This is a genomic window from Ruegeria sp. H3, assembly GCF_056533095.1.
Window position 1 is genome coordinate 91,497 of record NZ_JBQFOD010000005.1, and the last position, 22,404, is coordinate 113,900.

At 57.1% G+C, this 22,404-nt stretch carries 25 protein-coding genes; 12 read left to right on the forward strand and 13 right to left on the reverse strand.

Going from position 1 to position 22,404, the window contains the following annotated elements; all coding sequences use genetic code 11:
• Positions 1–143 precede the first annotated feature (143 nt).
• On the reverse strand, positions 144–2,468 hold the full coding sequence (gene clpA / locus ACR0JE_RS08080) for an ATP-dependent Clp protease ATP-binding subunit ClpA (RefSeq protein WP_480863823.1): 2,325 nt from the start codon (positions 2,466–2,468) through the stop codon (positions 144–146).
• A 174-nt stretch (positions 2,469–2,642) separates the two neighbouring features.
• Positions 2,643–3,410, reverse strand: coding sequence for a hydroxyacylglutathione hydrolase (gloB, locus tag ACR0JE_RS08085; protein WP_480863824.1), 768 nt, complete (start codon positions 3,408–3,410; stop codon positions 2,643–2,645).
• A gap of 61 nt (positions 3,411–3,471) precedes the next feature.
• Here gloB and ACR0JE_RS08090 point away from each other — a divergent pair, with 61 nt between their 5' ends.
• From ACR0JE_RS08090 to ACR0JE_RS08125, 8 genes are all read left to right on the forward strand, one after another.
• The gene (locus tag ACR0JE_RS08090; protein WP_480863825.1) at positions 3,472–4,206 is read left to right on the forward strand and encodes a class I SAM-dependent methyltransferase; all 735 of its coding nucleotides are present in this window, start codon (positions 3,472–3,474) and stop codon (positions 4,204–4,206) included.
• Between the two features lie 313 nt (positions 4,207–4,519).
• Entirely contained in the window at positions 4,520–5,080 is a 561-nt protein-coding gene (locus ACR0JE_RS08095) for a F0F1 ATP synthase subunit delta (RefSeq protein ID WP_480863826.1), read from the forward strand.
• On the forward strand, positions 5,081–6,619 hold the full coding sequence (gene atpA / locus ACR0JE_RS08100; RefSeq protein WP_480863827.1) for a F0F1 ATP synthase subunit alpha: 1,539 nt from the start codon (positions 5,081–5,083) through the stop codon (positions 6,617–6,619).
• Positions 6,620–6,631: 12 nt separating this feature from the next.
• Positions 6,632–7,510, forward strand: a complete 879-nt coding sequence (locus ACR0JE_RS08105) for a F0F1 ATP synthase subunit gamma (RefSeq protein WP_480544217.1) — start codon at positions 6,632–6,634, stop codon at positions 7,508–7,510.
• 20 nt (positions 7,511–7,530) lie between these two features.
• Positions 7,531–8,955, forward strand: coding sequence for a F0F1 ATP synthase subunit beta (atpD, locus tag ACR0JE_RS08110; RefSeq protein ID WP_480863828.1), 1,425 nt, complete (start codon positions 7,531–7,533; stop codon positions 8,953–8,955).
• A gap of 12 nt (positions 8,956–8,967) precedes the next feature.
• Positions 8,968–9,378: a F0F1 ATP synthase subunit epsilon gene (locus ACR0JE_RS08115; protein ID WP_170536213.1), complete on the forward strand. Its 411-nt coding sequence runs from the start codon at positions 8,968–8,970 to the stop codon at positions 9,376–9,378.
• A 113-nt stretch (positions 9,379–9,491) separates the two neighbouring features.
• Entirely contained in the window at positions 9,492–9,842 is a 351-nt protein-coding gene (locus tag ACR0JE_RS08120) for an H-type lectin domain-containing protein (protein WP_480863829.1), read from the forward strand.
• A gap of 33 nt (positions 9,843–9,875) precedes the next feature.
• Positions 9,876–10,247 (forward strand): hypothetical protein, encoded by a 372-nt coding sequence (locus ACR0JE_RS08125; protein ID WP_480827999.1) that lies wholly within the window; start codon positions 9,876–9,878, stop codon positions 10,245–10,247.
• Between the two features lie 47 nt (positions 10,248–10,294).
• Here the strand turns inward: ACR0JE_RS08125 and rpiB are convergent, their stop codons facing one another.
• Together rpiB and ACR0JE_RS08135 are read right to left on the reverse strand one after the other, a co-directional pair.
• Positions 10,295–10,735 (reverse strand): ribose 5-phosphate isomerase B, encoded by a 441-nt coding sequence (gene rpiB, locus ACR0JE_RS08130; protein WP_480863830.1) that lies wholly within the window; start codon positions 10,733–10,735, stop codon positions 10,295–10,297.
• 57 nt (positions 10,736–10,792) lie between these two features.
• Positions 10,793–11,812, reverse strand: coding sequence for a ribose-phosphate pyrophosphokinase (locus ACR0JE_RS08135; RefSeq protein ID WP_353010405.1), 1,020 nt, complete (start codon positions 11,810–11,812; stop codon positions 10,793–10,795).
• A gap of 107 nt (positions 11,813–11,919) precedes the next feature.
• Between ACR0JE_RS08135 and ACR0JE_RS08140 the strand changes: the two genes are divergently transcribed.
• On the forward strand, positions 11,920–12,522 hold the full coding sequence (locus ACR0JE_RS08140; protein WP_480863831.1) for a DsbA family protein: 603 nt from the start codon (positions 11,920–11,922) through the stop codon (positions 12,520–12,522).
• A complete protein-coding gene (locus tag ACR0JE_RS08145) occupies positions 12,519–13,349 on the forward strand; it encodes an alpha/beta fold hydrolase (protein WP_480863832.1) in 831 nt (276 codons plus the stop codon). The genes ACR0JE_RS08140 and ACR0JE_RS08145 overlap by 4 nt, the downstream gene beginning before the upstream one ends.
• Here ACR0JE_RS08145 and ACR0JE_RS08150 read toward each other — a convergent pair.
• The 8 genes from ACR0JE_RS08150 to ACR0JE_RS08185 form a co-directional block, all read right to left on the reverse strand.
• Entirely contained in the window at positions 13,336–14,370 is a 1,035-nt protein-coding gene (locus ACR0JE_RS08150; RefSeq protein ID WP_480863833.1) for a threonine aldolase family protein, read from the reverse strand. The two genes, ACR0JE_RS08145 and ACR0JE_RS08150, sit on opposite strands and share 14 nt — an antisense overlap.
• On the reverse strand, positions 14,370–14,843 hold the full coding sequence (locus ACR0JE_RS08155) for a YcgN family cysteine cluster protein (protein WP_480828004.1): 474 nt from the start codon (positions 14,841–14,843) through the stop codon (positions 14,370–14,372). The genes ACR0JE_RS08150 and ACR0JE_RS08155 overlap by 1 nt, the downstream gene beginning before the upstream one ends.
• A complete protein-coding gene (locus tag ACR0JE_RS08160) occupies positions 14,840–15,772 on the reverse strand; it encodes a bifunctional riboflavin kinase/FAD synthetase (RefSeq protein ID WP_480863834.1) in 933 nt (310 codons plus the stop codon). Before ACR0JE_RS08160 ends, ACR0JE_RS08155 begins: the two co-directional genes overlap by 4 nt.
• Positions 15,773–15,838: 66 nt before the next feature.
• Positions 15,839–16,366, reverse strand: coding sequence for a ClbS/DfsB family four-helix bundle protein (locus ACR0JE_RS08165; protein ID WP_480863835.1), 528 nt, complete (start codon positions 16,364–16,366; stop codon positions 15,839–15,841).
• Positions 16,367–16,477: 111 nt separating this feature from the next.
• Positions 16,478–16,921 carry a MaoC family dehydratase gene (locus ACR0JE_RS08170; protein WP_170536235.1) on the reverse strand — a complete coding sequence of 148 codons (444 nt, stop codon included), beginning with the start codon at positions 16,919–16,921 and terminating at the stop codon, positions 16,478–16,480.
• A 101-nt stretch (positions 16,922–17,022) separates the two neighbouring features.
• On the reverse strand, positions 17,023–17,898 hold the full coding sequence (locus ACR0JE_RS08175; RefSeq protein WP_480863836.1) for a TIGR01459 family HAD-type hydrolase: 876 nt from the start codon (positions 17,896–17,898) through the stop codon (positions 17,023–17,025).
• 238 nt (positions 17,899–18,136) lie between these two features.
• The gene (locus ACR0JE_RS08180; RefSeq protein ID WP_480863837.1) at positions 18,137–19,057 is read right to left on the reverse strand and encodes a manganese-dependent inorganic pyrophosphatase; all 921 of its coding nucleotides are present in this window, start codon (positions 19,055–19,057) and stop codon (positions 18,137–18,139) included.
• Positions 19,058–19,175: 118 nt separating this feature from the next.
• A complete protein-coding gene (locus ACR0JE_RS08185; RefSeq protein ID WP_480863838.1) occupies positions 19,176–20,156 on the reverse strand; it encodes a TraB/GumN family protein in 981 nt (326 codons plus the stop codon).
• Positions 20,157–20,260: 104 nt separating this feature from the next.
• Here ACR0JE_RS08185 and ACR0JE_RS08190 point away from each other — a divergent pair, with 104 nt between their 5' ends.
• The gene (locus ACR0JE_RS08190; RefSeq protein WP_480548826.1) at positions 20,261–20,941 is read left to right on the forward strand and encodes a DUF2161 domain-containing phosphodiesterase; all 681 of its coding nucleotides are present in this window, start codon (positions 20,261–20,263) and stop codon (positions 20,939–20,941) included.
• Between the two features lie 18 nt (positions 20,942–20,959).
• Here ACR0JE_RS08190 and bla read toward each other — a convergent pair whose 3' ends face one another.
• Positions 20,960–21,841, reverse strand: coding sequence for a class A beta-lactamase (gene bla / locus ACR0JE_RS08195; protein ID WP_480863839.1), 882 nt, complete (start codon positions 21,839–21,841; stop codon positions 20,960–20,962).
• Positions 21,842–22,067: 226 nt separating this feature from the next.
• Here bla and groES point away from each other — a divergent pair, with 226 nt between their 5' ends.
• Entirely contained in the window at positions 22,068–22,355 is a 288-nt protein-coding gene (gene groES, locus ACR0JE_RS08200; RefSeq protein ID WP_170536247.1) for a co-chaperone GroES, read from the forward strand.
• Positions 22,356–22,404 lie beyond the last annotated feature (49 nt).

Sequence of the window (22,404 nt, forward strand, 5' to 3'; positions counted from 1 at the left end):
AAACGCAAGAGCGAGGTTTTTCCGTCGCCTGAGCTACCAGAGCTATATGAAATTATCTTTGTTCCACTCCCTAGCCGCAGAAAAAGCGCCCGACGGCGAATGGCCATCGGGCGCTCAACTTCGTGGATAAATGTAGTCAGCCCTTAGTCAGCTGTCAGCAATGGCGGCTTATCCCCCGGAATTCGGGGCTGATCGGGGCCGAGGATTTCAAGGTTGAGCTCACCTTTCTTGATCGACACGCGCACCACGCCACCCTTGGCCAATTTGCCAAACAGCAACTCCTCGGCCAGAGGCTTCTTGATATGTTCTTGGATCACGCGGCCAAGCGGGCGGGCGCCCATCTTGTCGTCATATCCTTTGTCAGCCAACCACTCTGCCGCTTTGGGTGTCAGGTCGATGGTCACTCCGCGATCCAGCAATTGAGCCTCTAGCTGCAGCACGAATTTCTCGACCACTTGCAAGATGACCTCTTTCGGCAGCGGCGCGAAGGAGATCACGGCATCCAAACGGTTGCGGAATTCTGGTGTGAACATACGCTCGATCGCGGCGGTGTCCTCACCCTCGCGCCGGTCACGTCCAAAGCCGATGGCGGCCTTGGCCTGTTCCTGCGCGCCCGCATTAGAGGTCATGATCAACACCACGTTGCGGAAATTCACGGTCCGGCCATTGTGGTCGGTCAACTCGCCATGGTCCATGACCTGCAGCAGGATGTTGAACACATCCGGGTGCGCCTTTTCGATCTCGTCTAGCAGCAGCACACAATGCGGATGCTGGTCGACGCCATCGGTCAGCAGACCGCCCTGATCGAACCCGACATAGCCCGGAGGTGCACCAATCAAACGGCTGACGGCGTGTTTCTCCATGTATTCCGACATGTCAAAGCGCAGCAGCTCGACCCCCAGCGTATCGGCCAGCTGTTTTGCGACTTCGGTTTTACCCACACCGGTCGGACCAGCGAACAGGTAGTTGCCGATGGGCTTTTCGGGCTCACGTAGACCGGCGCGCGCCAATTTGATCGCACTGGACAGTGCTTCGATTGCCAAATTCTGCCCAAACACGACTCGTTTCAGCGAGGCTTCAAGGTCTTTTAGAACCGCGGCATCATCCTTGGTGACATTTTTCGGCGGGATGCGCGCAATTTTGGCCACGACAGCCTCAATCTCTTTGACGCCAATGGTCTTGCGACGCTTGCTTTCAGCAACGAGATGCTGAGCAGCACCGGCCTCGTCAATCACATCGATGGCCTTGTCCGGCAGTTTCCGGTCGTTGATATAGCGCGCCGCCAATTCAACGGCAGTCTTGATTGCATCTGCGGTATATTTGATGTCGTGATGGTCTTCGAAATACGGTTTCAGACCCCGCAAAATCTTGACGCTGTCCTCAACCGAAGGCTCGTTCACGTCGATCTTCTGGAACCGGCGGCTGAGCGCGCGATCTTTTTCGAAATGCTGACGGAATTCCTTGTAGGTGGTCGAGCCCATGGTGCGAAGCTTGCCGCCCTGCAACGCAGGTTTCAGCAGGTTGGACGCATCCATCGCGCCGCCAGAGGTCGCCCCGGCGCCGATGACTGTGTGAATCTCGTCAATAAACAGGACTGCGTCGGGATGATCTTCCAACTCGGTCACAACCGCTTTGAGGCGTTCCTCGAAATCGCCGCGATAGCGCGTCCCAGCAAGTAGGGCACCCATATCGAGCGAATAGATGGTGGTTTCAGACAGCACATCGGGGGCCTCACCGCCCACGATCTTGTGGGCAAGACCTTCGGCGATGGCGGTTTTGCCAACCCCGGGATCACCCACCAGTAGCGGGTTGTTCTTGCGGCGGCGGCAAAGGACCTGGATGCAGCGTTCAACCTCATCCGAGCGCCCGATCAGCGGATCCACATCGCCAGCCCGCGATTTGGCGTTCAGGTCGACGCAGTATTTCGCCAGCGCGCTTTCTTTTTGCTCGCCCTCGCCGGCGCTGGACTGAACCTCTTCCTCGGCCTGATCCGCGCCGGAAACTGTACGGCTTTCGCCATAGGCAGGGTCCTTGGCGACACCATGCGCGATGAAGTTGACCGCGTCGTAACGGGTCATGTCCTGTTCCTGCAGGAAATAGGCGGCGTTGCTTTCGCGCTCAGCGAAGATAGCCACCAACACGTTGGCGCCTGTTACTTCGGTACGGCCAGAGCTTTGAACGTGGATCGCGGCGCGCTGGATCACGCGCTGGAAAGCAGCCGTTGGCACGGCCTCCGATCCATCGATATCGGTGACAAGGTTCGACAAATCTTCGTCGATAAACTCGACCAAAGTGCTGCGTAGCTCATCCAGATCGACGCTACAGGCTTTCATGACGCGGATCGCGTCAGGTTCTTCCAGAAGCGCCAGAAGCAGATGCTCCAGCGTTGCAAACTCGTGTCGCCGTTCATTCGCAGCCGCCAGGGCCGCGTGGATGGCTTGTTCTAATGTGCTCGAGAATGAAGGCACGCGGGTGCTCCTCTGTCTTGGGTCAGAAGGGGGCGGGCTGTCGGCCGGATCCCCATCCCAACCATGTCCTCATAGTATTAGAGTTTGGTTGATCGTGGCCCGGCTTCAAGGGTTTTCTTTCACTTGACAGTCACATTTGTTGTGACCGTGGCCGTGAAGAGGGGGAAATAGGCATCAGAATCGGTCTTTTCTAGCCCTGATTTCGGCAAAAACCGCAGCGGGATCAGCACCAGCCATGCCTAGATGTGCTTGAATCGCAGAATCTGCTGCACGCAGAAACGGATTTGTCGCCTTTTCCAGGGCCAAAGTTGAGGGCACTGTTGATTGCCCGGCATCTCGTGCGCGCGCAATATCCGCCACGCGTTGCAGCAAATCTGCGTTGTCAGGATCGACCGTGAGGGCGAATTTGGCGTTGGATTGTGTATACTCGTGGCCCGAGCAGACGATTGTTTCGTCGGGTAACGACGCCAGCTTGGTGAGTGATGACAACATTTGCGCCGGTGTCCCCTCGAACAGGCGGCCACAGCCCAAGGCCATCAGGCTATCTGCGGTGAAGACAGTCGCGCTGTCGGGCAGGTAAAATGCGATGTGACCTACCGTGTGCCCCGAGACGTCTAGCACCTCGACCGGTTCGCCACCCAGTTCGAAAATATCCCCTTCCGACACCTGTTGGTCCAGTGGCGGCAGACGATGGGCATCTGCGGCCGCACCAATCACCTTCGCCGGGTGCTTTTCGAGAATGCCGGGTAGGCCATCGACATGATCCCAGTGATGATGCGTCAGCAACACGTGGCTCAGAGTCCACCCGCGTTGGTGCAGTTCGGCCAGAATCGGGCCGGGTTCTGGCGCGTCCACTAACGCGGTCTGGCCAGAGGCGGCATCATGCGCCAGAAAAGCGTAGTTATCGCTGAGACACGGGATAGTTACGATCTCAAGAGGCATGGCCTTTTGCCCTTTCGTTGCTAGACTGCGCCCAGCTAAGCCGATTGATCAGGTCACCGCAATGCATCTTGATGTGCAGGATCTCAGGAATTTTTACTACCGCAGCACTTTGGGGCGCGCGGCACAGGGCGCTATTCGCGGTCGCCTGCTGGACCTGTGGCCCGAGGCCAAGGGGCAAACGGTTGCCGGCTTTGGCTTTGCGGTACCGCTCTTGCGGCCATACCTGAAGGATGCGCGTCGTGTGATCGGCCTGATGCCGGGGCCGCAGGGGGTGATGCCGTGGCCCGCAGGGATGCCGAATGTATCGGTTCTGACTGAAGAAACCATGTGGCCGATTGAGACCGGACATGTGGACAAGTTGGTGGTGATGCATGGGCTTGAGACATCAGAGCGACCAAGTCAATTGCTTGAGGAATGCTGGCGTGTGCTCGGTCCCGGTGGCAGGGCCTTTTTTGTGGTGCCGAACCGGGCCGGGCTATGGTCTCGGTCGGATAAAACCCCGTTTGGATATGGGCGACCCTATTCTGCGACACAGCTGGAAAATCAGCTGAAGGCCCATCACTTTGTGCCCGAAAATCACTGTTCTGCCTTGTATCTACTGCCCTCGTTTCGAAAATACTGGCTGAAATCCAGCGGGCTGATTGAAAAAACAGGTCAGCGCTTGCCAACAATCATGGCGGGCGGCGTGTTGATGGTTGAGGTCAGCAAACACCTGCGCCCACCTAGCGGCAGCGTGACAAAAGATGCGGTGAGACGACCGATCAAAGCAACCGACGGATTGCTGAGACCGGCCTGACACAATGTCGTCGTTTTGAGGCGAATTCAGGTGTAAATCCGCGGTAAATAGGCCGCAGGAATCGCAAAAACCTGCAGTTTCGAAACATTTTTCAAACGGTCAGACAGGTTCAAAGCGTCGCACTTTTTCTAACTTGCTGAATTTAAACGTTTTGTGGATAAATTCATCGTCACTATATTATGTTGCTAGGTTGGTTCACCTCTGCTACATCCCCGGTGATTTTGATCCCCGCCCTTTACGGACGGGGTTTCCTCACGCCCCAAGGTAGCGGCCGCTACTCAAAATCGGGGCCTCAAATATCGGAAGGGTGGACGTGTCCGAACCAGCTTCGATTTCCACAGGTATCGCCGAGCGCTATGCCACTGCGATCTTCGAGATCGCGAAAGAGAATAACGACCTTGCAGGTCTGGAAACCGGAATCAACGATCTGGCAGCAGCTTTGGGCGAAAGCGCCGATTTGCGCGATCTGATTGCTTCGCCGCTGGTTTCCCGCGCCGAGCAAGAGGGCGCGATTGCAGCAATCGCTTCGAAAATGGGTCTGAACACCCTTCTCAGAAACACGCTTGGTCTGATGGCACAAAAACGCCGTCTGTTCGTGGTGCCTCAACTGGTGCAGGTTCTGCGCGAGATGTTGGCCGATGAGCGTGGCGAAGTGACAGCCGATGTCGCCTCGGCCAAGGCGCTGACCAAGACACAAATGGATAAACTGTCCAAGACGCTGTCCGAGCGTGTTGGCAAGACCGTGACAATAAATGCGACCGTTGATGAAAGCCTCATCGGCGGTCTTGTCGTTAAAGTGGGCTCGAAGATGATCGACAGTTCGATCCGTTCGAAGCTCAACTCCCTACAGAATGCAATGAAAGAGGTCGGATAAATGGGAATCCAAGCTGCAGAGATTTCTGCAATCCTGAAGGACCAGATCAAGAATTTTGGTCAGGAAGCCGAAGTGGCCGAGATCGGCCGCGTGCTGAGCGTCGGTGACGGGATTGCCCGTGTATACGGCCTGGACAACGTGCAAGCGGGTGAAATGGTCGAATTCCCAGGCGGCATCATGGGTATGGCGCTGAACCTGGAAAGCGACAACGTTGGTGTCGTTATCTTCGGGTCTGACCGTGACATCAAAGAAGGTGACACCGTCAAGCGCACCAACTCGATCGTGGATGTTCCGATCGGTGACGAACTGCTGGGCCGCGTTGTTGACGGTCTGGGCAACCCGCTGGACGGCAAAGGCCCGATCAACGCGTCGAAGCGTGGCGTTGCAGACGTTAAAGCCCCAGGCATCATCCCGCGTAAATCGGTGCACGAGCCGATGGCAACCGGCCTGAAATCGGTTGACGCGATGATCCCGATTGGCCGAGGCCAGCGGGAACTGATCATTGGTGACCGTCAGACTGGTAAAACCGCCGTTGCTCTGGACACCATCCTGAACCAAAAAGTCTACAACGAAGCTGCTGGCGACGACGAGTCGAAGAAGCTGTACTGCGTGTACGTTGCGGTTGGTCAGAAGCGTTCGACCGTTGCGCAGCTGGTGAAGAAGCTGGAAGAATCCGGCGCGATTGAATACTCGATCGTTGTCGCCGCGACCGCGTCCGACCCGGCGCCGATGCAGTTCCTGGCGCCATACGCCGCGACTGCCATGGCCGAGTACTTCCGCGACAATGGCCGCCACGCTCTGATCATCTATGATGACCTGTCGAAACAGGCCGTTTCGTATCGTCAGATGTCGCTGCTGCTGCGCCGTCCGCCCGGACGTGAAGCCTATCCGGGTGACGTTTTCTACCTCCACTCCCGTCTGCTGGAACGTTCGGCGAAGCTGAACGAAGACTTCGGCGCAGGCTCGCTAACCGCTCTGCCGGTTATCGAAACGCAGGGTGGTGACGTATCAGCCTTTATTCCGACCAACGTGATCTCGATCACCGATGGTCAGATCTTCCTAGAAACCGAACTGTTCTACCAGGGCATCCGTCCTGCTGTGAACACCGGTCTGTCGGTTTCGCGTGTGGGCTCTTCGGCTCAGACTGATGCGATGAAATCGGTTGCTGGTCCGGTTAAACTGGAACTGGCTCAGTACCGCGAAATGGCGGCCTTTGCGCAGTTTGGTTCGGACCTGGACGCCGCAACGCAGCAGCTGCTGAACCGTGGTGCGCGTCTGACCGAGCTGATGAAACAGCCGCAGTACTCGCCGCTGACCAACGCGGAAATCGTCTGCGTCATCTTCGCAGGCACCAACGGTTACCTCGACAAGATCGACGTCTCGGATGTTGGCCGCTACGAGGCCGGTCTGCTGGCGCACCTGCGTGGTAAGCATGCTGACCTGCTGAAGTGGATCACCGAAGAAGATCCCAAGGTCAAAGGTGAAGCGTCCGACAAGATCAAGGCAGCGATCGACGAATACGCCGCAACCTTCGCTTGATAGGAGGTTCCGATGCCTAGTCTGAAGGACCTTAAAAACAGGATCGAGTCGGTCAAGTCGACCCGCAAGATCACCAAGGCCATGCAGATGGTCGCGGCCGCAAAACTGCGCCGCGCCCAGGAATCTGCCGAAGCCTCGCGCCCCTATGCCGAGCGGTTCAATGCCGTGATGGCGGGGCTGGCGGCGTCGGTCGGGGGCAGCGACAGCGCCCCCAAGCTGCTCCGGGGTACGGGCAGTGATGATGTCCATCTGCTGGTTGTGATGACAGCTGAACGCGGCCTGTGTGGCGGCTTCAATTCGAACATTGCCAAGCTGGCCCGCCAAAAGGCGGACGAGCTGCGGGGCCAGGGCAAGACGGTCAAAGTTTTGACCGTCGGCAAAAAAGGCCGCGACGCGCTCAAGCGTGATTTTAGCGATCTGTTTGTTGGGCATGTCGACCTGAGCGAGGTCAAGCGCATTGGCTACACCAACGCGCAAGACATCGCCAAGGACGTCCTGTCCCGCTTTGACGGGGGTGAGTTCGATGTTGCCACGATCTTCTATTCGAAGTTCGTCAACGTTGTGACCCAGATCCCGACGGCGCAGCAGGTCATTCCCGCCTCGTTCGAGGACGATGCGGCGGGTGACGATAGCGGTGCCATTTTCGACTACGAGCCCAGCGAAGAGGCCATTCTGGCCGACCTGCTGCCCAAGGGGGTTGCAACCGCGATCTTCTCGGCTCTGCTCGAAAACGGAGCGTCCGAACAAGGTGCACGGATGTCCGCGATGGACAACGCGACACGCAACGCGGGTGAGATGATCGACAAGCTGACGATCCAGTTCAACCGCTCGCGTCAGGCCGTGATCACCAACGAGCTGATTGAAATTATTTCCGGCGCCGAAGCGCTGTAGAGACAAACCGGAGACGAAACATGGCGAATGCAAAAGGCAAAGTCACACAGATCATCGGGGCCGTCGTTGACGTGCAGTTCGATGATGCGCTGCCTGAAATTCTGAACGCGCTGGAAACCACCAACAACGGCAAGCGCCTAGTGTTGGAAGTTGCTCAGCACCTGGGTGAAAACACAGTCCGTACCATTGCGATGGACGCGACCGAAGGTCTGGTTCGCGGCGAAGCCGTGACCGACACCGGCGCTCCGATCTCGGTTCCTGTTGGCAACGCCACCCTGGGCCGCATCCTGAACGTGGTCGGTGAGCCGATCGACGAAAAAGGTCCGGTTGAGGCAAGCGAAGCCCGCGCAATCCACCAGCCTGCACCGACTTTTGCAGAACAGTCGACCGAGTCGGAAGTTCTGGTCACCGGCATCAAGGTTGTTGACCTTCTGGCCCCTTACGCCAAAGGCGGTAAGATCGGCCTGTTCGGCGGCGCCGGCGTTGGTAAAACCGTTCTGATCATGGAACTGATCAACAACATCGCAAAAGTGCACTCGGGCTTCTCGGTGTTCGCGGGTGTTGGTGAACGGACCCGTGAAGGCAACGACCTATATCACGAGATGATCGAATCCAACGTGATCAAGCCCGACAACCTGTCGGAATCGCAGGTTGCGCTGGTTTATGGTCAGATGAACGAACCTCCGGGTGCGCGTGCCCGTGTTGCTCTGACCGGTCTGACCCTGGCCGAGCAGTTCCGCGACCAGTCCGGTACCGACGTTCTGTTCTTCGTCGACAACATCTTCCGCTTCACGCAAGCGGGCTCCGAGGTTTCGGCTCTGCTGGGTCGTATTCCTTCGGCGGTGGGCTACCAGCCGACACTGGCGACCGACATGGGTGCTCTGCAAGAACGCATCACCTCGACCAAGTCGGGCTCGATCACCTCGGTGCAGGCGATCTACGTACCTGCGGATGACCTTACCGACCCCGCGCCGGCCACCTCGTTTGCTCACTTGGATGCGACCACCGTTCTTAACCGTGCGATCTCGGAAAAGGGTATCTACCCGGCTGTTGACCCGCTCGACTCTTCCTCGCGTCTGCTGGACCCGGCCATCGTTGGTGAAGAGCACTACGCGGTTGCGACCGACGTTCAGCAGATCCTCCAGCGCTACAAGTCGCTGCAGGACATCATCGCCATCCTCGGCATGGACGAACTGTCGGAAGAAGACAAACTGACCGTTGCCCGTGCCCGTAAGATCGAACGATTCCTGTCGCAGCCGTTCGACGTTGCCGAAGTCTTCACCGGCTCGCCGGGTGTTCAGGTTCCACTGGACGTGACCATCGCATCGTTCAAAGCTGTTGTGGCGGGAGAATACGATCACCTGCCCGAGGCGGCCTTCCTGATGGTTGGCGGCATCGAAGAAGTGATCGCCAAAGCGGAAAAGATGGCCGCAGAAGCCGCCTAAGGAGTATCCCTGATGGCAAACACAATGCAATTCGACCTCGTCAGCCCCGAGCGGAGCCTTGCTTCGCTTGAGGCCAGCGCGGTCCAGATTCCCGGCGCAGACGGCGACATGACGGCGATGCCTGATCATGCCCCTACAATTACCACGCTCCGCCCCGGTCTGCTGAAGGTTGAGGCACCCGAAGGCACCAGCGAATATCTGGTCACCGGCGGGTTTGCCCAGATCAACGGCGACAGCCTGTCGGTGCTGGCCGAAAAGGCCATCCCGGTCTCGGAAGTGACCCGGTCGCATCTGGATGAGATGATCGAAGAGGCGCGCGCCTCGCACGAGGCCGCCAAGGCCGGTGACGATCAAACCATCGTCGATGATGCCGCCAAACTGCTGGCCGATATGGAAGCTCTTGGAACACACATGAGCCTGTAACAGGTTCAACAGCGCAACACTCGAACGGCCTCGCTTTTGCGGGGCCGTTTTTTGTCGTGCTTTCGCCAAAAAGGCAGAGTAGGTTTCTGGAATTCAAGAACAATGATGACAGAATGAAGAAATTTCTAACCCATCCCATCGGCATCGATCAGGGCGAAGAGGTGCTGTTTTCCGAGTTCGCCGAAGGGGGCGACATGTGGACGGGCGAGGGCCCGCGCGAACGCCGATCTGCGATCCGGTTCACCGAAGCCTTCCGCACCGCGCCAGTGGTTCAGGTCGGAATATCGCTCTGGGATGTAGATACATCGTCCGCATTGCGCGCCGAAGTCAAAGCTGTGGATGTGACGCCCGAGGGGTTTACTGCGGTGTTCCGCACTTGGTCTGATACCCGGATCGCACGCATTCGGGTGAGTTGGACAGCCTTCGGTGAGGTGGCGCATCCAGATGATTGGAACATATCCTGAGGTTCAGACTATGGTCAGACGCGAGCGTTCGTGATGAGTTTGGTAGCTGTGCGTCGAACACTCGTCCCGCTGCTGGTCATGCTCGCTTTGACGACCGGCTACATCTTATCATTTGATCGAACGAATGAATCTTTGCCCGCTTTACTGCAGGGACTCCCGGCCAACTTCGAAGAAGCAGGGGATCAACTTCAAGCCCGCCTAGACGATGAGTTCGCACCACCGTTTCCTGAGGTGGAACTGGTTCATCAGTTGCAGCTACAAGGTATTTCCGTCGACCTCGAGAACCGATTTGCACGCTTCAGAAAAGCAGATTTTGCGTGCACTTATATCTGGGATATCTGGTGGCAATCCGAAGATGCTATGGTGATAAGGTTCGAAGCCCAGGTTGATGCAATTTGCCTTTAGCCTAGAGCTACAACCGTGGCGTTTGACTGATGGCGATAAATAAGCGCTCAGTCTTCAATCATGTCCACGCGGGCCGCATGTCGGCCGCCCTCAAATTCAGCACCCAGAAACGCATCCACGATATCCAGTGCCGTACCTTCGCCTACGACGCGGGCGCCGATGGAGAGCATGTTGGCATCGTTGTGCTGGCGGATCATGCGGGCCGAAAAGGTATCGGAACACACGCCACAACGAATGCCCGGTACTTTATTGGCCGCCATCATGATGCCCTGGCCGGTGCCACAAAGGATGATGCCCAGCTGACAATCGCCCGATGCCACGGCCTGAGCAGCGGCCTTGCCGTGTTTGGGGTAGTGCGTGCTTTCCGGCGTCGTCGGACCGATATCCAAAACATCCCAGCCCTGCGCCGAGATATGGGCTGCAACCGCCTGTCGCAGATCGATTGCGGCATGGTCGCTGGAAAGGACGATACGTTTGATTGCGGTCATCTCACCGATATCCTGTTCAAAATGGGTCGAACGATGGGTCTGCGCCCACCCTCGAACTCAGTCCATGTGATAGAGCGACTCGTAGATCGGCGTCAGCGTCTTGTCTTCGAACAGCGACGACACGCTGGTGCCGTTCCAGATATTCAGAATGGCCTGCGTGAAGATCGGTGCAGTCGGTACGACGCGGATGTTCGGGGCTTTCGCAACTTCGGGCGTCGGCTGGATCGTATCGGTCAGCACAAGCGACTTCATGACCGAGTTCGTCACACGCTCGACCGCCGGGCCACTCATGACACCGTGGGTGATGTAGGAATGGACTTCCTTGGCACCGTTATCCAGCAGCACCTGCGCTGCTTTACATAGCGTTCCGGCGGTGTCGCACATGTCGTCTACTATCAGACAGATCTTGTCCTTCACGTCCCCGATCACTGTCATTTCGGCGACTTCACCGGCTTTCTCACGGCGCTTGTCCACGATCGATAGCGGCGCGTTGATCCGTTTGGCCAGTTCCCGCGCGCGGGCCACGCCGCCGACATCGGGTGAGACCACCATGATCTCGTCTAGATTGTTCTTGAACTGGGTTTTCACATCCAACGCAAAAATCGGCGAGGCATAGAGGTTGTCGACCGGGATATCAAAGAACCCCTGAATCTGTGCAGCATGCAGATCCATGGTCAAAACACGTTCGATCCCGGCGCCGGTCAGCATGTTGGCCACCAGTTTGGCGCTGATAGGCGTACGCGCCTTGGTGCGACGATCCTGGCGGGCATAGCCGAAATACGGGATCACTGCGGTGATGCGCTGAGCAGAGGATCGGCGCAGCGCGTCGGCGATAATCAGTAGCTCCATCAGGTTGTCGTTCGCCGGGTTCGAGGTCGGCTGGATAATGAACATATCCTCACCGCGCACGTTCTCAAAAACTTCGACAAAAATCTCGCCATCATTGAACCGTTCGACCCGCGCATCGACCAATCCCTGGTCAACACCGCGATGCAAGCTCATGCGGCGTGCGATGGTTTCGGCAAGCGGAAGATTGGCGTTCCCAGCGATAAGCTTGGGTTCGTGAAGTGTCGGCATCGGCTGAGGTCCCCGGGCAGCTTTGGCAATGTGACAGATTCGTGATGTTGACACCGCTTAGCATGGGTCTACCGTCCCGCAAAGGTAACGCAGCGGAGAAAGTGAACATGACCCAGATTGACTACTATTTTGCGACAATTTCGCCCTATAGCTACCTTGCCGGCACCCGACTGGAGGAGGTCGCAGCGAAGCATGGAGCGACGATTAACTACAAACCGCTGGATATCATGGCCCTGTTCGCACGCACCGGGGGTATTCCGCCGAAAGACAGGCATATCTCTCGCATCGAATACCGCGCGCAAGAGCTGCTGCGGCAGTCCAGAAATCTGGGTATGGATTTCAATCTGCAACCGGCGTATTGGCCTACCAATATGGCACCGTCGTCCTATGCGGTGATCGCGGCGATCAAGGATGAATCAGGCGATGTAGGTAAGCTGTGCCATTCGCTGTTGCGCGCTTGCTGGGCTGAAGAAAGGGATGTGGCACAAGATGATGTGATCCGGTCCTGCCTGTCTGATGCCGGGTTTGATCCGGATCTGGCCAATAGTGGGCTTTTGGTTGGGGCGGAAACCTATGCCGCCAATCTGGAAGAGGCCGTAGACCGAGGCGTGTTCGGTGCACCGTTCTACATCACGCCAGATGATCAAAGGTTTTGGGGGCAAGACCGATTGGACGACCTCGACCGGCATCTGGCTGAACTGAAAGGGTGACATTGCCTTCCGAACCACAGCCCTCGATCTATGTCAGGCGGATCGGAGAGGGCGCGCGCGATGTGCTCGCCCTCCATTGCACGATTGCACATTCCGGAGCGTGGTCTGGTTTGGCCAGGGCATTGAGCCCGAAGGTCTGCATTACCGCGCCAGATATGCTGTCGCATGGTCTGAGCTCGGATTGGGACGGGCAGCGTGACTATTTCGGTGCGGTAAGCGGATTGTTTGCGGCTGAATTGACCCGGCCGATGGATATGATCGGACATTCGTTCGGCGCAATGATCGCGCTGAAACTGGCGATCGAACAACCCGATCGCATTCGCAGTTTAGTTTTGATCGAACCTGTCTTCTTCGCGATAGCAAAACGGGACGCGCCACATCTTTTCGACCAGCATGAAAAGGATGCTGAGCCGATAGCTGACGCCCTTGCCAACGGTGACAAAACCCTGGCGGCACGGCTGTTCAACCGGATGTGGAGCACACAGAACAGCGCCAAGTGGTCGGATCTGCCTGAACGAACGCGGGCCAGTATGGTTCGGGGCATTGATGCAGTCCCCGCTGTTCATGCGGCGCTTTATGATGACGCGTTTGGGTTGCTCGCCCCTGAAACCCTAAAGCGCGCCTCAATGCCAATCCTGCTGTTGAGCGGGTCCGAAAGTCATCCGGTGATGCCAGCCATTTGCAATGGGCTAAAACAGCGCCTGCCCGATGCAGTCCACACCAAAGTGTATGGTGCAGGGCATATGCTGCCGATTTCACATCCGGTCGAAACAGCGGCGCTGCTTGATGAGTTTTGGGAAAGTCGAAGCCCGCTCAAAGCAGATTGAGAAAGCGATCGATATCCTCAGCCCCGATCGACCAGTCGCAGACCAGTCGGCAGGCGAGCAACTCGCTCTCATCTTCACCGTCCAGCGTATCACCCCAGAGGTGATAGGCGGCACCCGCCTCGTGCAGGTGCTTGTGCTGCGCGCGTGAGAATGAGGCGAAGATCATATTGGCCTGCGGTTCATGCAAAAACTCGGCCCCTTTTTCACGCAGACCATCGGCCAGCCGGGCTGCGTTTGCATTCGCCTGTCGCGCCAGTTTCAGCCACAGGTCATCATCCAGATAGGCCGCCATCTGGGCGGACAGGTAGCGGTGTTTGGAAAACAGATGCGCCCCGCGTTTGCGGCGCAACTCAAACTCCCACGCCTTGCTTTCGTCAAAGAATACAACAGCCTCGACACCCAACAACCCATTCTTGGTGCCGCCAAAACTGACCGCATCTACGCCAGCTTTCCATGTCATTTCGGCTGGAGAACAGTTCAAAGCAACCAAAGCGTTGGAGAAACGTGCGCCGTCCAGATGCACCGGCAGCTCGAATTCCTTGGCCACGGCGCAGAGCGCTTGCAACTCTTCCAGCGTATAGACCGATCCGCGTTCAGTCACCTGCGTGATCGACACGGGCCCGCGCTGCGGGCCGTGAACGCCGCGTGTTTCCTCTCCAAGGATCGAACCCCGCAACGCTTCGGGCGCCATCTTGTCACCGCCCGGAACAAGCGTCAGCTTGGCTCCGCTGTAGAATTCGGGCGCGTTGCACTCATCCTCGTGAATGTGGGCAACTGGCGAACAAAAGATCGTCTCCCACGGGTTGGACAAGGTGGCCAGAGCCAGCGAATTCGCCGCCGTCCCGGTTGCCACCAGGTAGACGGCAGCGTTCGGAGACTCGAAGATTTCGCGAATGCGTGCGCGAACCTCATCCATCATCGTGTCCGCCCCATAGGCCATCTGATAGCCCTGATTGGCTTCAGCCAGTTTGGCCAGAACATTGGGATGGACCGGGCCGGAATTGTCAGAGGCAAAGAACATTAAGTTGGCTCCTCAATAATGTGATCTTCCCACTCTTCCAAGGGGGTTTCAAACTCGGAGACAGTGCGCCCCTGAACGGAAACGCCCGCCGCGTGCACGCTGTCCGGCGTGCCGGATATCAGTGGGTGCCAGTCGTACAACCGCTTGCCTTCCCAGAGCAGACGATAGGCGCAGGTTTGTGGCAGCCAATAGGCGTGATCGTCGATGTTGTCGGGCGTCATAACGATACATTCGGGCACAAATTGATGTCGGATATCATATTGCGTGCACCGGCAGCTTTCGTCATCCAGCAATCGGCAAGCAACGCAGGTTAGGGCAACCTCACCACTGTCCTCGTCTTCCAGCTTGTTCAGGCAACATTTGCCGCAGCCGTCGCACAAAGCTTCCCACTCGCGCTGGTTCATCTTGCGCAGGGGTTTGCGTTCCCAGAACCGGGCGGGCAAGCCTGTGCGTTCAATCGGATCTGTGCTCATAGGCTGTCCAGAATGCTGCGCGCCTTTTCGCAATCCGTATCCATTTGCGCGATAAGGGCGTCCAGCCTGTCAAAGGTCAGTTCCGGGCGCAGGAAATCAATCAAACCCACCGACAGAGTCGCCCCGTAGAGATCGCCTGAAAAGTCGAAAAGGAAGGTTTCAATATTGGGCACCTCACCGTTGAACATGGGCCGCACCCCAACCGACGCCGCGCCGTGATAGCTGCCCTGATGCGGGCCATCCAGCACATCGACCAATACGGCATAGACACCGAATTTTGGTGGATGTAGCCCTTCGATGGACATATTTGCGGTGGGAAAACCCAACTCGCGCCCGCGCTGCTCACCCCCGATCACTTCACCTTCGATCCTGTGCCAGTGGCCGAGCATGGTGGCAGCGTCCCGCGGGTGGCCTTCGCTGAGTGCTGTGCGGATCGCGGTCGAGGATACCACGTTGTCGGAGCGCTCCATCAGCGGTGCGATGGTCACGCCAAATCCCATATCCTGCCCAAAGCGGACCAGATCGTCTGCCGTTCCGCTGCGCCCTTTGCCAAAGCAGAAATCGGCGCCGACAACGACATGCGACAGGCCGAGGCCATCGCAGATCACATTGCGGGCAAACTCTTCGGGTGAAAGACCAGCGAGTGCAGCGTTGAAGGGCAGTTCATACAGTTTCTCCACGCCCATCTTTTCCAGCCGGTGCGCCCGCGCATTCCCGCGCATCAGCCGGAAGGGCTGTGTGTCGGGGGCAAAATACTCACGCGGATGTGGCTCGAACGTCAAAACACCCAGCGGCGCATCAGGGGCCGCGTTGCGGGCCAGCGCGATGACGGACTGATGCCCAAGGTGCACGCCATCAAAATTCCCGATCGCCACGCTCGCGCCGCGATCTTTTGGCTCAACAAACTGGAAGTCTCGGATGATCTGCATGCGAAGTGGGTACTGTTCATCCCAGCTATGTTCAAGCACCTCATCCGAGTGGTTGAAAAATTCCTGCTAGGAACGCTGCGGGTCTTTCTGACTAGTCAGAGCGTCGGAGCGCTTCAGCCTTGCCCTAATGTACTTGGCGGCTGACCGGAAATGACTGGGTCCTGCTGCCTCAGCCCAACGGCCTGTTGTCCAGTTGTTGTTCGCCCCTTTCATAGGGCCATCATAAAGTTCGGCGTTTGAACAGGATTGCAAGAATGCATCCAGCTTTGCCGCAGCTTGATCCAAAGCCACCAGGGCATCCTCCCAAGAGATGTGTGACTGTTGCTGACGCAATTCAGCATTGTAGCGGCTCAGATCGTTCCATTTGTAGCCCTCTGCCGGAAAATACACTGTCTTTCCGGCCTGACCATCGGTGTACCAACCCAAGAACAACTCGATCCAATGTGCCCTATGCGCGATTACATCCTTGATTGATGTATCCTCATCATCCTTGCGCAGTGCATCGGCCGCCGAAATAGGGGCGATCAGTGTCTTCAGTTTCAGGAACTCTTTCTGCGTAATGCTTAGCAATTCTTCTTTGCTTGTTGCGGCCATAGATAACCCCTATTGCGAAACCTGTGGATTGCGCAGAGGCTATCGGTTTTGCATCTGAGGCGAATGACACAGATCAACTGTGCTCAACGGCATCTTAGAAAATAGTGCTGATCAGTCGAATTTACGCGACGGGGCCAGCACCATGGCTTCGCCGATCAGAACCTTCTTCCCGTCGACCGAGCAATGACAATCCAGCTTGACGCGGCGCTTGGAGAATTCGATGTCGATCACTTTGACCTCGGCATAGACCATATCGCCGGGACGCACCGGGGCCAGGAACTTCAGCGACTGGCCCATGTAAACTGTGCCATGGCCCGGCAGTTGTTCGCCAATCACGGCCGAGATCAGACCCGCTGTTAGCATCCCATGTGCAATACGGCCCTCAAAGATCGTATCGCGCGCATAGTCATCATCCAGATGCACCGGGTTCCGGTCGGTCGACACCTGGGCAAACATCTCGATATCTTCGTCTGTCACCACTTTGCGCAAGTAACGGGTCATGCCCATTTCGATGTCTTCGATACAGATCGTTCCGCGCGGAAGATTGTCCAACATGTTGCCCTCACTCGACATCGATCGTGAAACAAAAATCCACTGATCGCCCTAGAATGGCAACTTTATTACTTCGCAACTGCAGAAAATCAAGCCCAAAATTTCTATCTCAAACGCCCAATCGTGTAGGTTGGGTTGATCTTTTCTTTTTGAATATAGCCAGTTAGGGATTCTTCGTGCGGATGATGTGTTGTTTTTGTTTCAGCTGCGGCCAAACCGCCCGAGATAAACAGCGTATCGATTCCCTCACCCATACCACCCAGAATGTCGGTGTGGGGGCCATCACCAATGGCCAGGATGTCCCCATCCGGGATGTCTGCGCCCAGCTCCTGTAGCCTGCGACGGGCCAAATCATAAATCGGGGGATGAGGCTTGCCAAAATAGAGGCTTTCGCCTCCCATCTCAGTATACAGCTTCGCCAGAGCCCCTGCGCACCACTCGCGTACCTCGCCCCGATCCACCACGATATCCGGGTTTGCGCATAGCAGTTTCATCCCCATTTGCTTGGCATACAGGAAATCCGCGCGGTTCACATCCGGGTCCGCCATGGGATCAAAGGGCCCGCAACATACGATCCCTTCGGCCTGATCCAGTGGAACGCGGTCGACATGGATTGGGTGATCCAGCAGCTTCAGTGGTTCGAAAAAACCGGCGTCGCGCTCCCATTCCCCCATGAAATAGACCTTGTGCCCAACAACGCCGCGGAACATTGCAGACCGGGCGGAATCTCCGCTGGTCGCGATGGTGTCATAAGCATCGGCTGGCACATTGAACTGCGCCAATTGCGAGGCAACCCCGGCCCGTGGTTTGGGCGAGTTGGTCACCAGAACAACCAAACCGCCCGCCGCACGATAGGATTGCAATGCAGCCACCGCTTCGGGAAACGCCGTAATACCGTTGTGGACGCATCCCCAGAGGTCAACAAACAGCGCTTTATAACGGTCCGAAATCTCGGTCAGCGAGGAGATGATCTGGGTCATTGGCTTTCTTTCAGCGTTGGGGCGCGGGTGGCCTAGGCTATGGCAGACGGAAACAGGTTTTGCCAGAGGGGGCTCTGCCCCCGCCCCCCTTTGGAGGGCTCCCCCGAGATATTTTGAGCCAGATGAAGCAGGGATCCTTTATTCATCTGGCTCTAAATATCCCGGAGCGCGAGGCAGAGCCTCGCAAAAAGAAGAAAGGCGCCCGGATGGGCGCCTTGGTATCTCGGTTTGTTTGCGATCAAACTTTCAGATTTGGGATGATCTGCTTTTTGCGGCTCATGACGCCGGGCAAGACCACGGTGTCTCCATCAACGGCAGCGTCAAAGCTCTTTTCGGCAACGCTTTTGACCAGATCGTTGGGCACCAGCAAAGTGGCTTCTTCGTTCAGGATATCAACGACGAACAACAGCACCTGATCGACGCCGTCTTCCTTGGCGACATCTACCATCGAAGCGGCCAGGCTGTCTTTGCGGTCCAGCACAACTCCGGGCGCTGTTGTTTCCAGAACCGAGACGCGAAACTTGGTGCCGTCAACTTCGTATTCCTTGCTATCCATGCGGATCAACTCGGCGTCCGAGAAAGACGAAACATCCGATTTTGCTGCGAACATATCGGCCGCATAGGCCGAGACATCCAAGCCCAGTTCCGCAGCCAGTTTCTCGGCCACGGCGCGGTCATGCGCAGTGGTGGTGGGTGAGCGGAATTCCAGTGTGTCCGACAGGATGCAGGTCAGCGCGGCACCTTTGACGGCGTCTGGCATCTTGGCCGCGTCGTCACCGATCAGGTCGACCATGATCGTCGCGGTACACGCAAGCGGGCGCACAGTGATGTCGATCGGGCCTTTGGTTTCCAGACCGCCAACCAGCTTATGGTGGTCGATGATCGCGCGGATATCGGCGTTGTTGACGCATGCGGGCAGTTCGGCCGGGTTGTTGGTGTCGACGATGACAACCGGTGCGTCTGCCTCCACATCCGAGATGATGCGCGGTTTGGGCAGGTCCCAACGCTGCAGCATAAAGGCAGCCTCGGTGTTGGGTTCGCCCAGCAAGACGGGCTCGGCCTGTTCGCCTTTGATTTCGTTCAAATACCAGGACCACAGGATCGGCGAGCCTGTGGAATCGGTATCCGGAGATTTGTGACCAAATACAAGGGTTGTCATGACAGTATCCTGAGGATTGTAGTTTTGCGCGCCTTATAGGTTGGTCCAAACCAATTGTCACCAAGAGCTTCGCGCATGCGACGGTTCGTCTGATGCGTAGTGGGTAGTGACCGAATGGCTAAAAGGGTGCGGGGGTCAGCGTGTATCCGGCCTGTTCCAGCAAGGCCAATAGCCCGAAATCATCACCCAGGTGGCCAGCGCCCACCGCGATGACGGCGGTCTGGTTCTGAATGCTCAGGATGTGCTCCATCCAATTGGCATTACGTTCTATCAGCATCTTATCTTCGAACCGGTCCCATTCCGCTGCGTATTCGGTTTCAGACAATCCCGAAGCCTCAAGCCCCTGTAGCCGTGCAAGTTGCAGAATCTGGGCATGCTTTTCTTCTAGATAGGCGTTGGCAATCGTGGTCAGGTGATTGGCGTCGCTTTGCAACGCACCGGTCATCCGAACCAGTGATTCCACCTGATCTTGCATCGGAAGATCGTCAAACATGGTCATAAGGTCTTCGACCCGTTCAAGGGAATGCTGCGGGATGTCATGGGCCTCGGCCAGATCGGTCAGCCGCGCATCCATTCCATATTTGGCATCTGGGCTCTGCATCAGGCAGGGCGGGATGCCCAGCATCATACTGAGAAACCAGGGGCGCATCTTTGCCGCCATCCAGCTGGGGATGCCACGTTCCGCTAGTGTGTTGGATAAATTCGCCCAGTCTTCAGCGCTCATCAGGTCGATCAGTGTGGGCCCTGAGTTGATCATGACCGGGCTGAGATCCTGTGCGAGACCTTGTTCAAATGTCTTCATCTCGGCCTGAGTGACCTCGAAGTAAAAGGCATCGGCCTGGCTGAGGGCAGGGGCCAGGCGTTCAACCACCGCATCCATGCGAGGATCATTGGTATGGAGCGTTCCGATCAGGTGCAGCGTGGTGTCCCCTTTGCGGGCAACCCAATGGTTGCCTTCCGCATAGGGAATGTTGGCGAGGGATTGATCCAGGCGGTCCTGCTGTGCGGTAGACATCAGCGGGCGCAGGTCGTGCCCTTCGCAGGTGGCGTGTACCGCAGCGGGCAGCAGCATAAATCCGATCAGGGCCAACAGGCGCATGTGCGATCCTCCGGGATGGGTCAGGCAAGGACTTAGTCATGCAAATGCAGCATATTCAAGGCGACGCATCTGGTATTTCTGTCGGAAACCCATAGCATCGGGTCATGGAGCGCGAGCAGGATCTTTATCCCCCGATCAAGGCGTTGTTAGAGCGTCAGGGTTATACCGTGAAGGGCGAAGTGGGCCCGGCGGATATCATGGCGGTGCGCGACGGATCTGACCCCGTGATTGTCGAGCTGAAATTGCGGTTTTCTCTGGCCTTGTTTCATCAGGCCATTGCGCGGCTAAAGATCACCGATCAGGTCTATATCGGGGTGTGCAAGCCAAAGGGGCGCACCGCTCGGCGGGCACTGAAGGACAATCTGGCGATGTGCCGTCGTCTGGGTCTGGGGCTGATCACTGTTCGTGCCGATGGCGCGGTCGAAGTGCAGTGTGATCCCGGGCTCTACGCGCCGCGAAAGAACAAGGTCAAAGCAGCGCGCATGCTGCGGGAATTTGATCGACTGGAGGGTGATCCCAACGCTGGTGGTGCGACTCGGTACGGGATTGTGACTGCATATCGGCAGGACGCACTAAAATGCGCCGCGCATCTGGCAGAGCACGGCGCAACCAAAGGTTCTGAGGTTGCGGTTGCGACCGGTGTTTCTGTCGCCACACGCTTGATGCGTGAAAACCATTATGGCTGGTTCGATAAGGTTGAGACAGGTGTTTATGGCCTGTCCTCTGCGGGTGAAGAGGGGCTGAAGCACTGGGCATATAGCTGGGAAGATGCGGATGAAATCTAGCCACGCGGATGGGCTTATTCACTCAGCATGCGCTTCGATCTCGGCGATCATTGCGCGGCCAATATCGGAAATCACAGCGTTGCGTTTTGCAAAGGATGCGTTTGTTTCGGTGAGATAGATGGCCGTCAGATAGGTGCGTGGCTCTGGGGTTTGGAGAAAAGCGATGATCGCGCGGCTACCGTGGCCGCCAGCGCCGGTCTTGTCCCCGATTGTCCAACCTTCTGGGACATGAGGGCGGATGAGTTCGTCGGCGACCTGATCTTCGATCATCCATTGCCTGAGTTGAACGGCAGAGTCTGGTGAAAGGCGCGTGCCATCCAGCAGCCTTTCCAACGTCTCCAAAATCGCCCGGGGCGTTGTTGTATCGCGTAGATCACCTGGTGTGGCTTGGTTCAGCGCTGTTTCCCAGCGATCAAGGCGGGTGATGGTGTCGCCTGTAGTCCGCAGAAAGCCGGTTAGTTCGCTGGGCCCGCCCAATCGCTGCAACAACAGGTTGGCTGCGGTGTTGTCGCTGATCGTTATGGTTGCTTTGCACAGGTCTCGCACGGTCATGCCGGTTTCTACGTACTTACTGGTGACGGGCGAGTAGTCGACGAGGTCAGATGATTGATAGGTAACGCGTTCCGATAACGCTTGGGTACCTGTGTCGACCCCTGCCAAAATCGCGCCGCACAAAAGAGGTTTGAATGTGCTGGACATCGCAAACCGTTCATCCGCGCGATAGGCAACCTCCAATCCGCTGTCGACCTCGTACAGCAGCACCCCAATCCGTGCGTCAAGTTCGCGCTCCCATGCCTTAACAGTATCAGTCAGGCTCTGCGCTTGAACCGGCGTGGCCGGACCTGTGGTCACATAAGTCAAAAGTAGTAGACCGACAGCAAGAAATTGAAATCTGCGCATCGAATTTGCCCCGTATTGTTTTTGTCGTGGCCTACCTATGCAGCTGGCCTTCGCAATCAACCACATGGTCCATCAGGTTTGGCCAAAAAATTTCACCTCAACTTGTTGACTCGCTTCTTTCGACACCCTAGCTATGCCGCGTTATCACTCGAACCCACTGAGTGCTAACGCCTCACCGACAGGTGAGGGGAGGATAGATAAACTTTGAGCCCAAGGAGCTGCAAAGATGGCATTGAAACCGCTTCATGACCGTGTGCTGGTTCGCCGTACCGAAAGCGACGAAAAAACCGCAGGCGGACTGATCATTCCCGACAGTGCAAAAGAAAAGCCCAGTGAAGGCGAAGTCGTTGCGACCGGCGAAGGCGCCCGCAAAGACAGCGGCGAACTGATCGCAATGGCTGTAAAAGCTGGCGACAAGATCCTGTTCGGCAAATGGTCGGGCACCGAGGTTCAGGTCGACGGCGAAGAGCTGCTGATGATGAAAGAAAGCGACATCATGGGGATCATCGAGTAAGCCGCCGCGCTTCACTCTGATCTTCATTCCAAACTTATTTCTCAAGGAG

Bases quoted from the DNA above. Each gene is read 5' to 3' on its own strand.
- gloB (WP_480863824.1), bottom strand. From the start codon at position 3,410: ATGCCTCTTGAGATCGTAACTATCCCGTGTCTCAGCGATAACTACGCT.
- ACR0JE_RS08090 (WP_480863825.1), top strand. From the start codon at position 3,472: ATGCATCTTGATGTGCAGGATCTCAGGAATTTTTACTACCGCAGCACT.
- atpA (WP_480863827.1), top strand. From the start codon at position 5,081: ATGGGAATCCAAGCTGCAGAGATTTCTGCAATCCTGAAGGACCAGATC.
- ACR0JE_RS08105 (WP_480544217.1), top strand. From the start codon at position 6,632: ATGCCTAGTCTGAAGGACCTTAAAAACAGGATCGAGTCGGTCAAGTCG.
- atpD (WP_480863828.1), top strand. From the start codon at position 7,531: ATGGCGAATGCAAAAGGCAAAGTCACACAGATCATCGGGGCCGTCGTT.
- ACR0JE_RS08115 (WP_170536213.1), top strand. From the start codon at position 8,968: ATGGCAAACACAATGCAATTCGACCTCGTCAGCCCCGAGCGGAGCCTT.
- ACR0JE_RS08120 (WP_480863829.1), top strand. From the start codon at position 9,492: ATGAAGAAATTTCTAACCCATCCCATCGGCATCGATCAGGGCGAAGAG.
- ACR0JE_RS08125 (WP_480827999.1), top strand. From the start codon at position 9,876: ATGAGTTTGGTAGCTGTGCGTCGAACACTCGTCCCGCTGCTGGTCATG.
- rpiB (WP_480863830.1), bottom strand. From the start codon at position 10,735: ATGACCGCAATCAAACGTATCGTCCTTTCCAGCGACCATGCCGCAATC.
- ACR0JE_RS08135 (WP_353010405.1), bottom strand. From the start codon at position 11,812: ATGCCGACACTTCACGAACCCAAGCTTATCGCTGGGAACGCCAATCTT.
- ACR0JE_RS08140 (WP_480863831.1), top strand. From the start codon at position 11,920: ATGACCCAGATTGACTACTATTTTGCGACAATTTCGCCCTATAGCTAC.
- ACR0JE_RS08150 (WP_480863833.1), bottom strand. From the start codon at position 14,370: ATGTTCTTTGCCTCTGACAATTCCGGCCCGGTCCATCCCAATGTTCTG.
- ACR0JE_RS08155 (WP_480828004.1), bottom strand. From the start codon at position 14,843: ATGAGCACAGATCCGATTGAACGCACAGGCTTGCCCGCCCGGTTCTGG.
- ACR0JE_RS08160 (WP_480863834.1), bottom strand. From the start codon at position 15,772: ATGCAGATCATCCGAGACTTCCAGTTTGTTGAGCCAAAAGATCGCGGC.
- ACR0JE_RS08165 (WP_480863835.1), bottom strand. From the start codon at position 16,366: ATGGCCGCAACAAGCAAAGAAGAATTGCTAAGCATTACGCAGAAAGAG.
- ACR0JE_RS08170 (WP_170536235.1), bottom strand. From the start codon at position 16,921: ATGTTGGACAATCTTCCGCGCGGAACGATCTGTATCGAAGACATCGAA.
- ACR0JE_RS08175 (WP_480863836.1), bottom strand. From the start codon at position 17,898: ATGACCCAGATCATCTCCTCGCTGACCGAGATTTCGGACCGTTATAAA.
- ACR0JE_RS08180 (WP_480863837.1), bottom strand. From the start codon at position 19,057: ATGACAACCCTTGTATTTGGTCACAAATCTCCGGATACCGATTCCACA.
- ACR0JE_RS08185 (WP_480863838.1), bottom strand. From the start codon at position 20,156: ATGCGCCTGTTGGCCCTGATCGGATTTATGCTGCTGCCCGCTGCGGTA.
- ACR0JE_RS08190 (WP_480548826.1), top strand. From the start codon at position 20,261: ATGGAGCGCGAGCAGGATCTTTATCCCCCGATCAAGGCGTTGTTAGAG.
- bla (WP_480863839.1), bottom strand. From the start codon at position 21,841: ATGCGCAGATTTCAATTTCTTGCTGTCGGTCTACTACTTTTGACTTAT.
- groES (WP_170536247.1), top strand. From the start codon at position 22,068: ATGGCATTGAAACCGCTTCATGACCGTGTGCTGGTTCGCCGTACCGAA.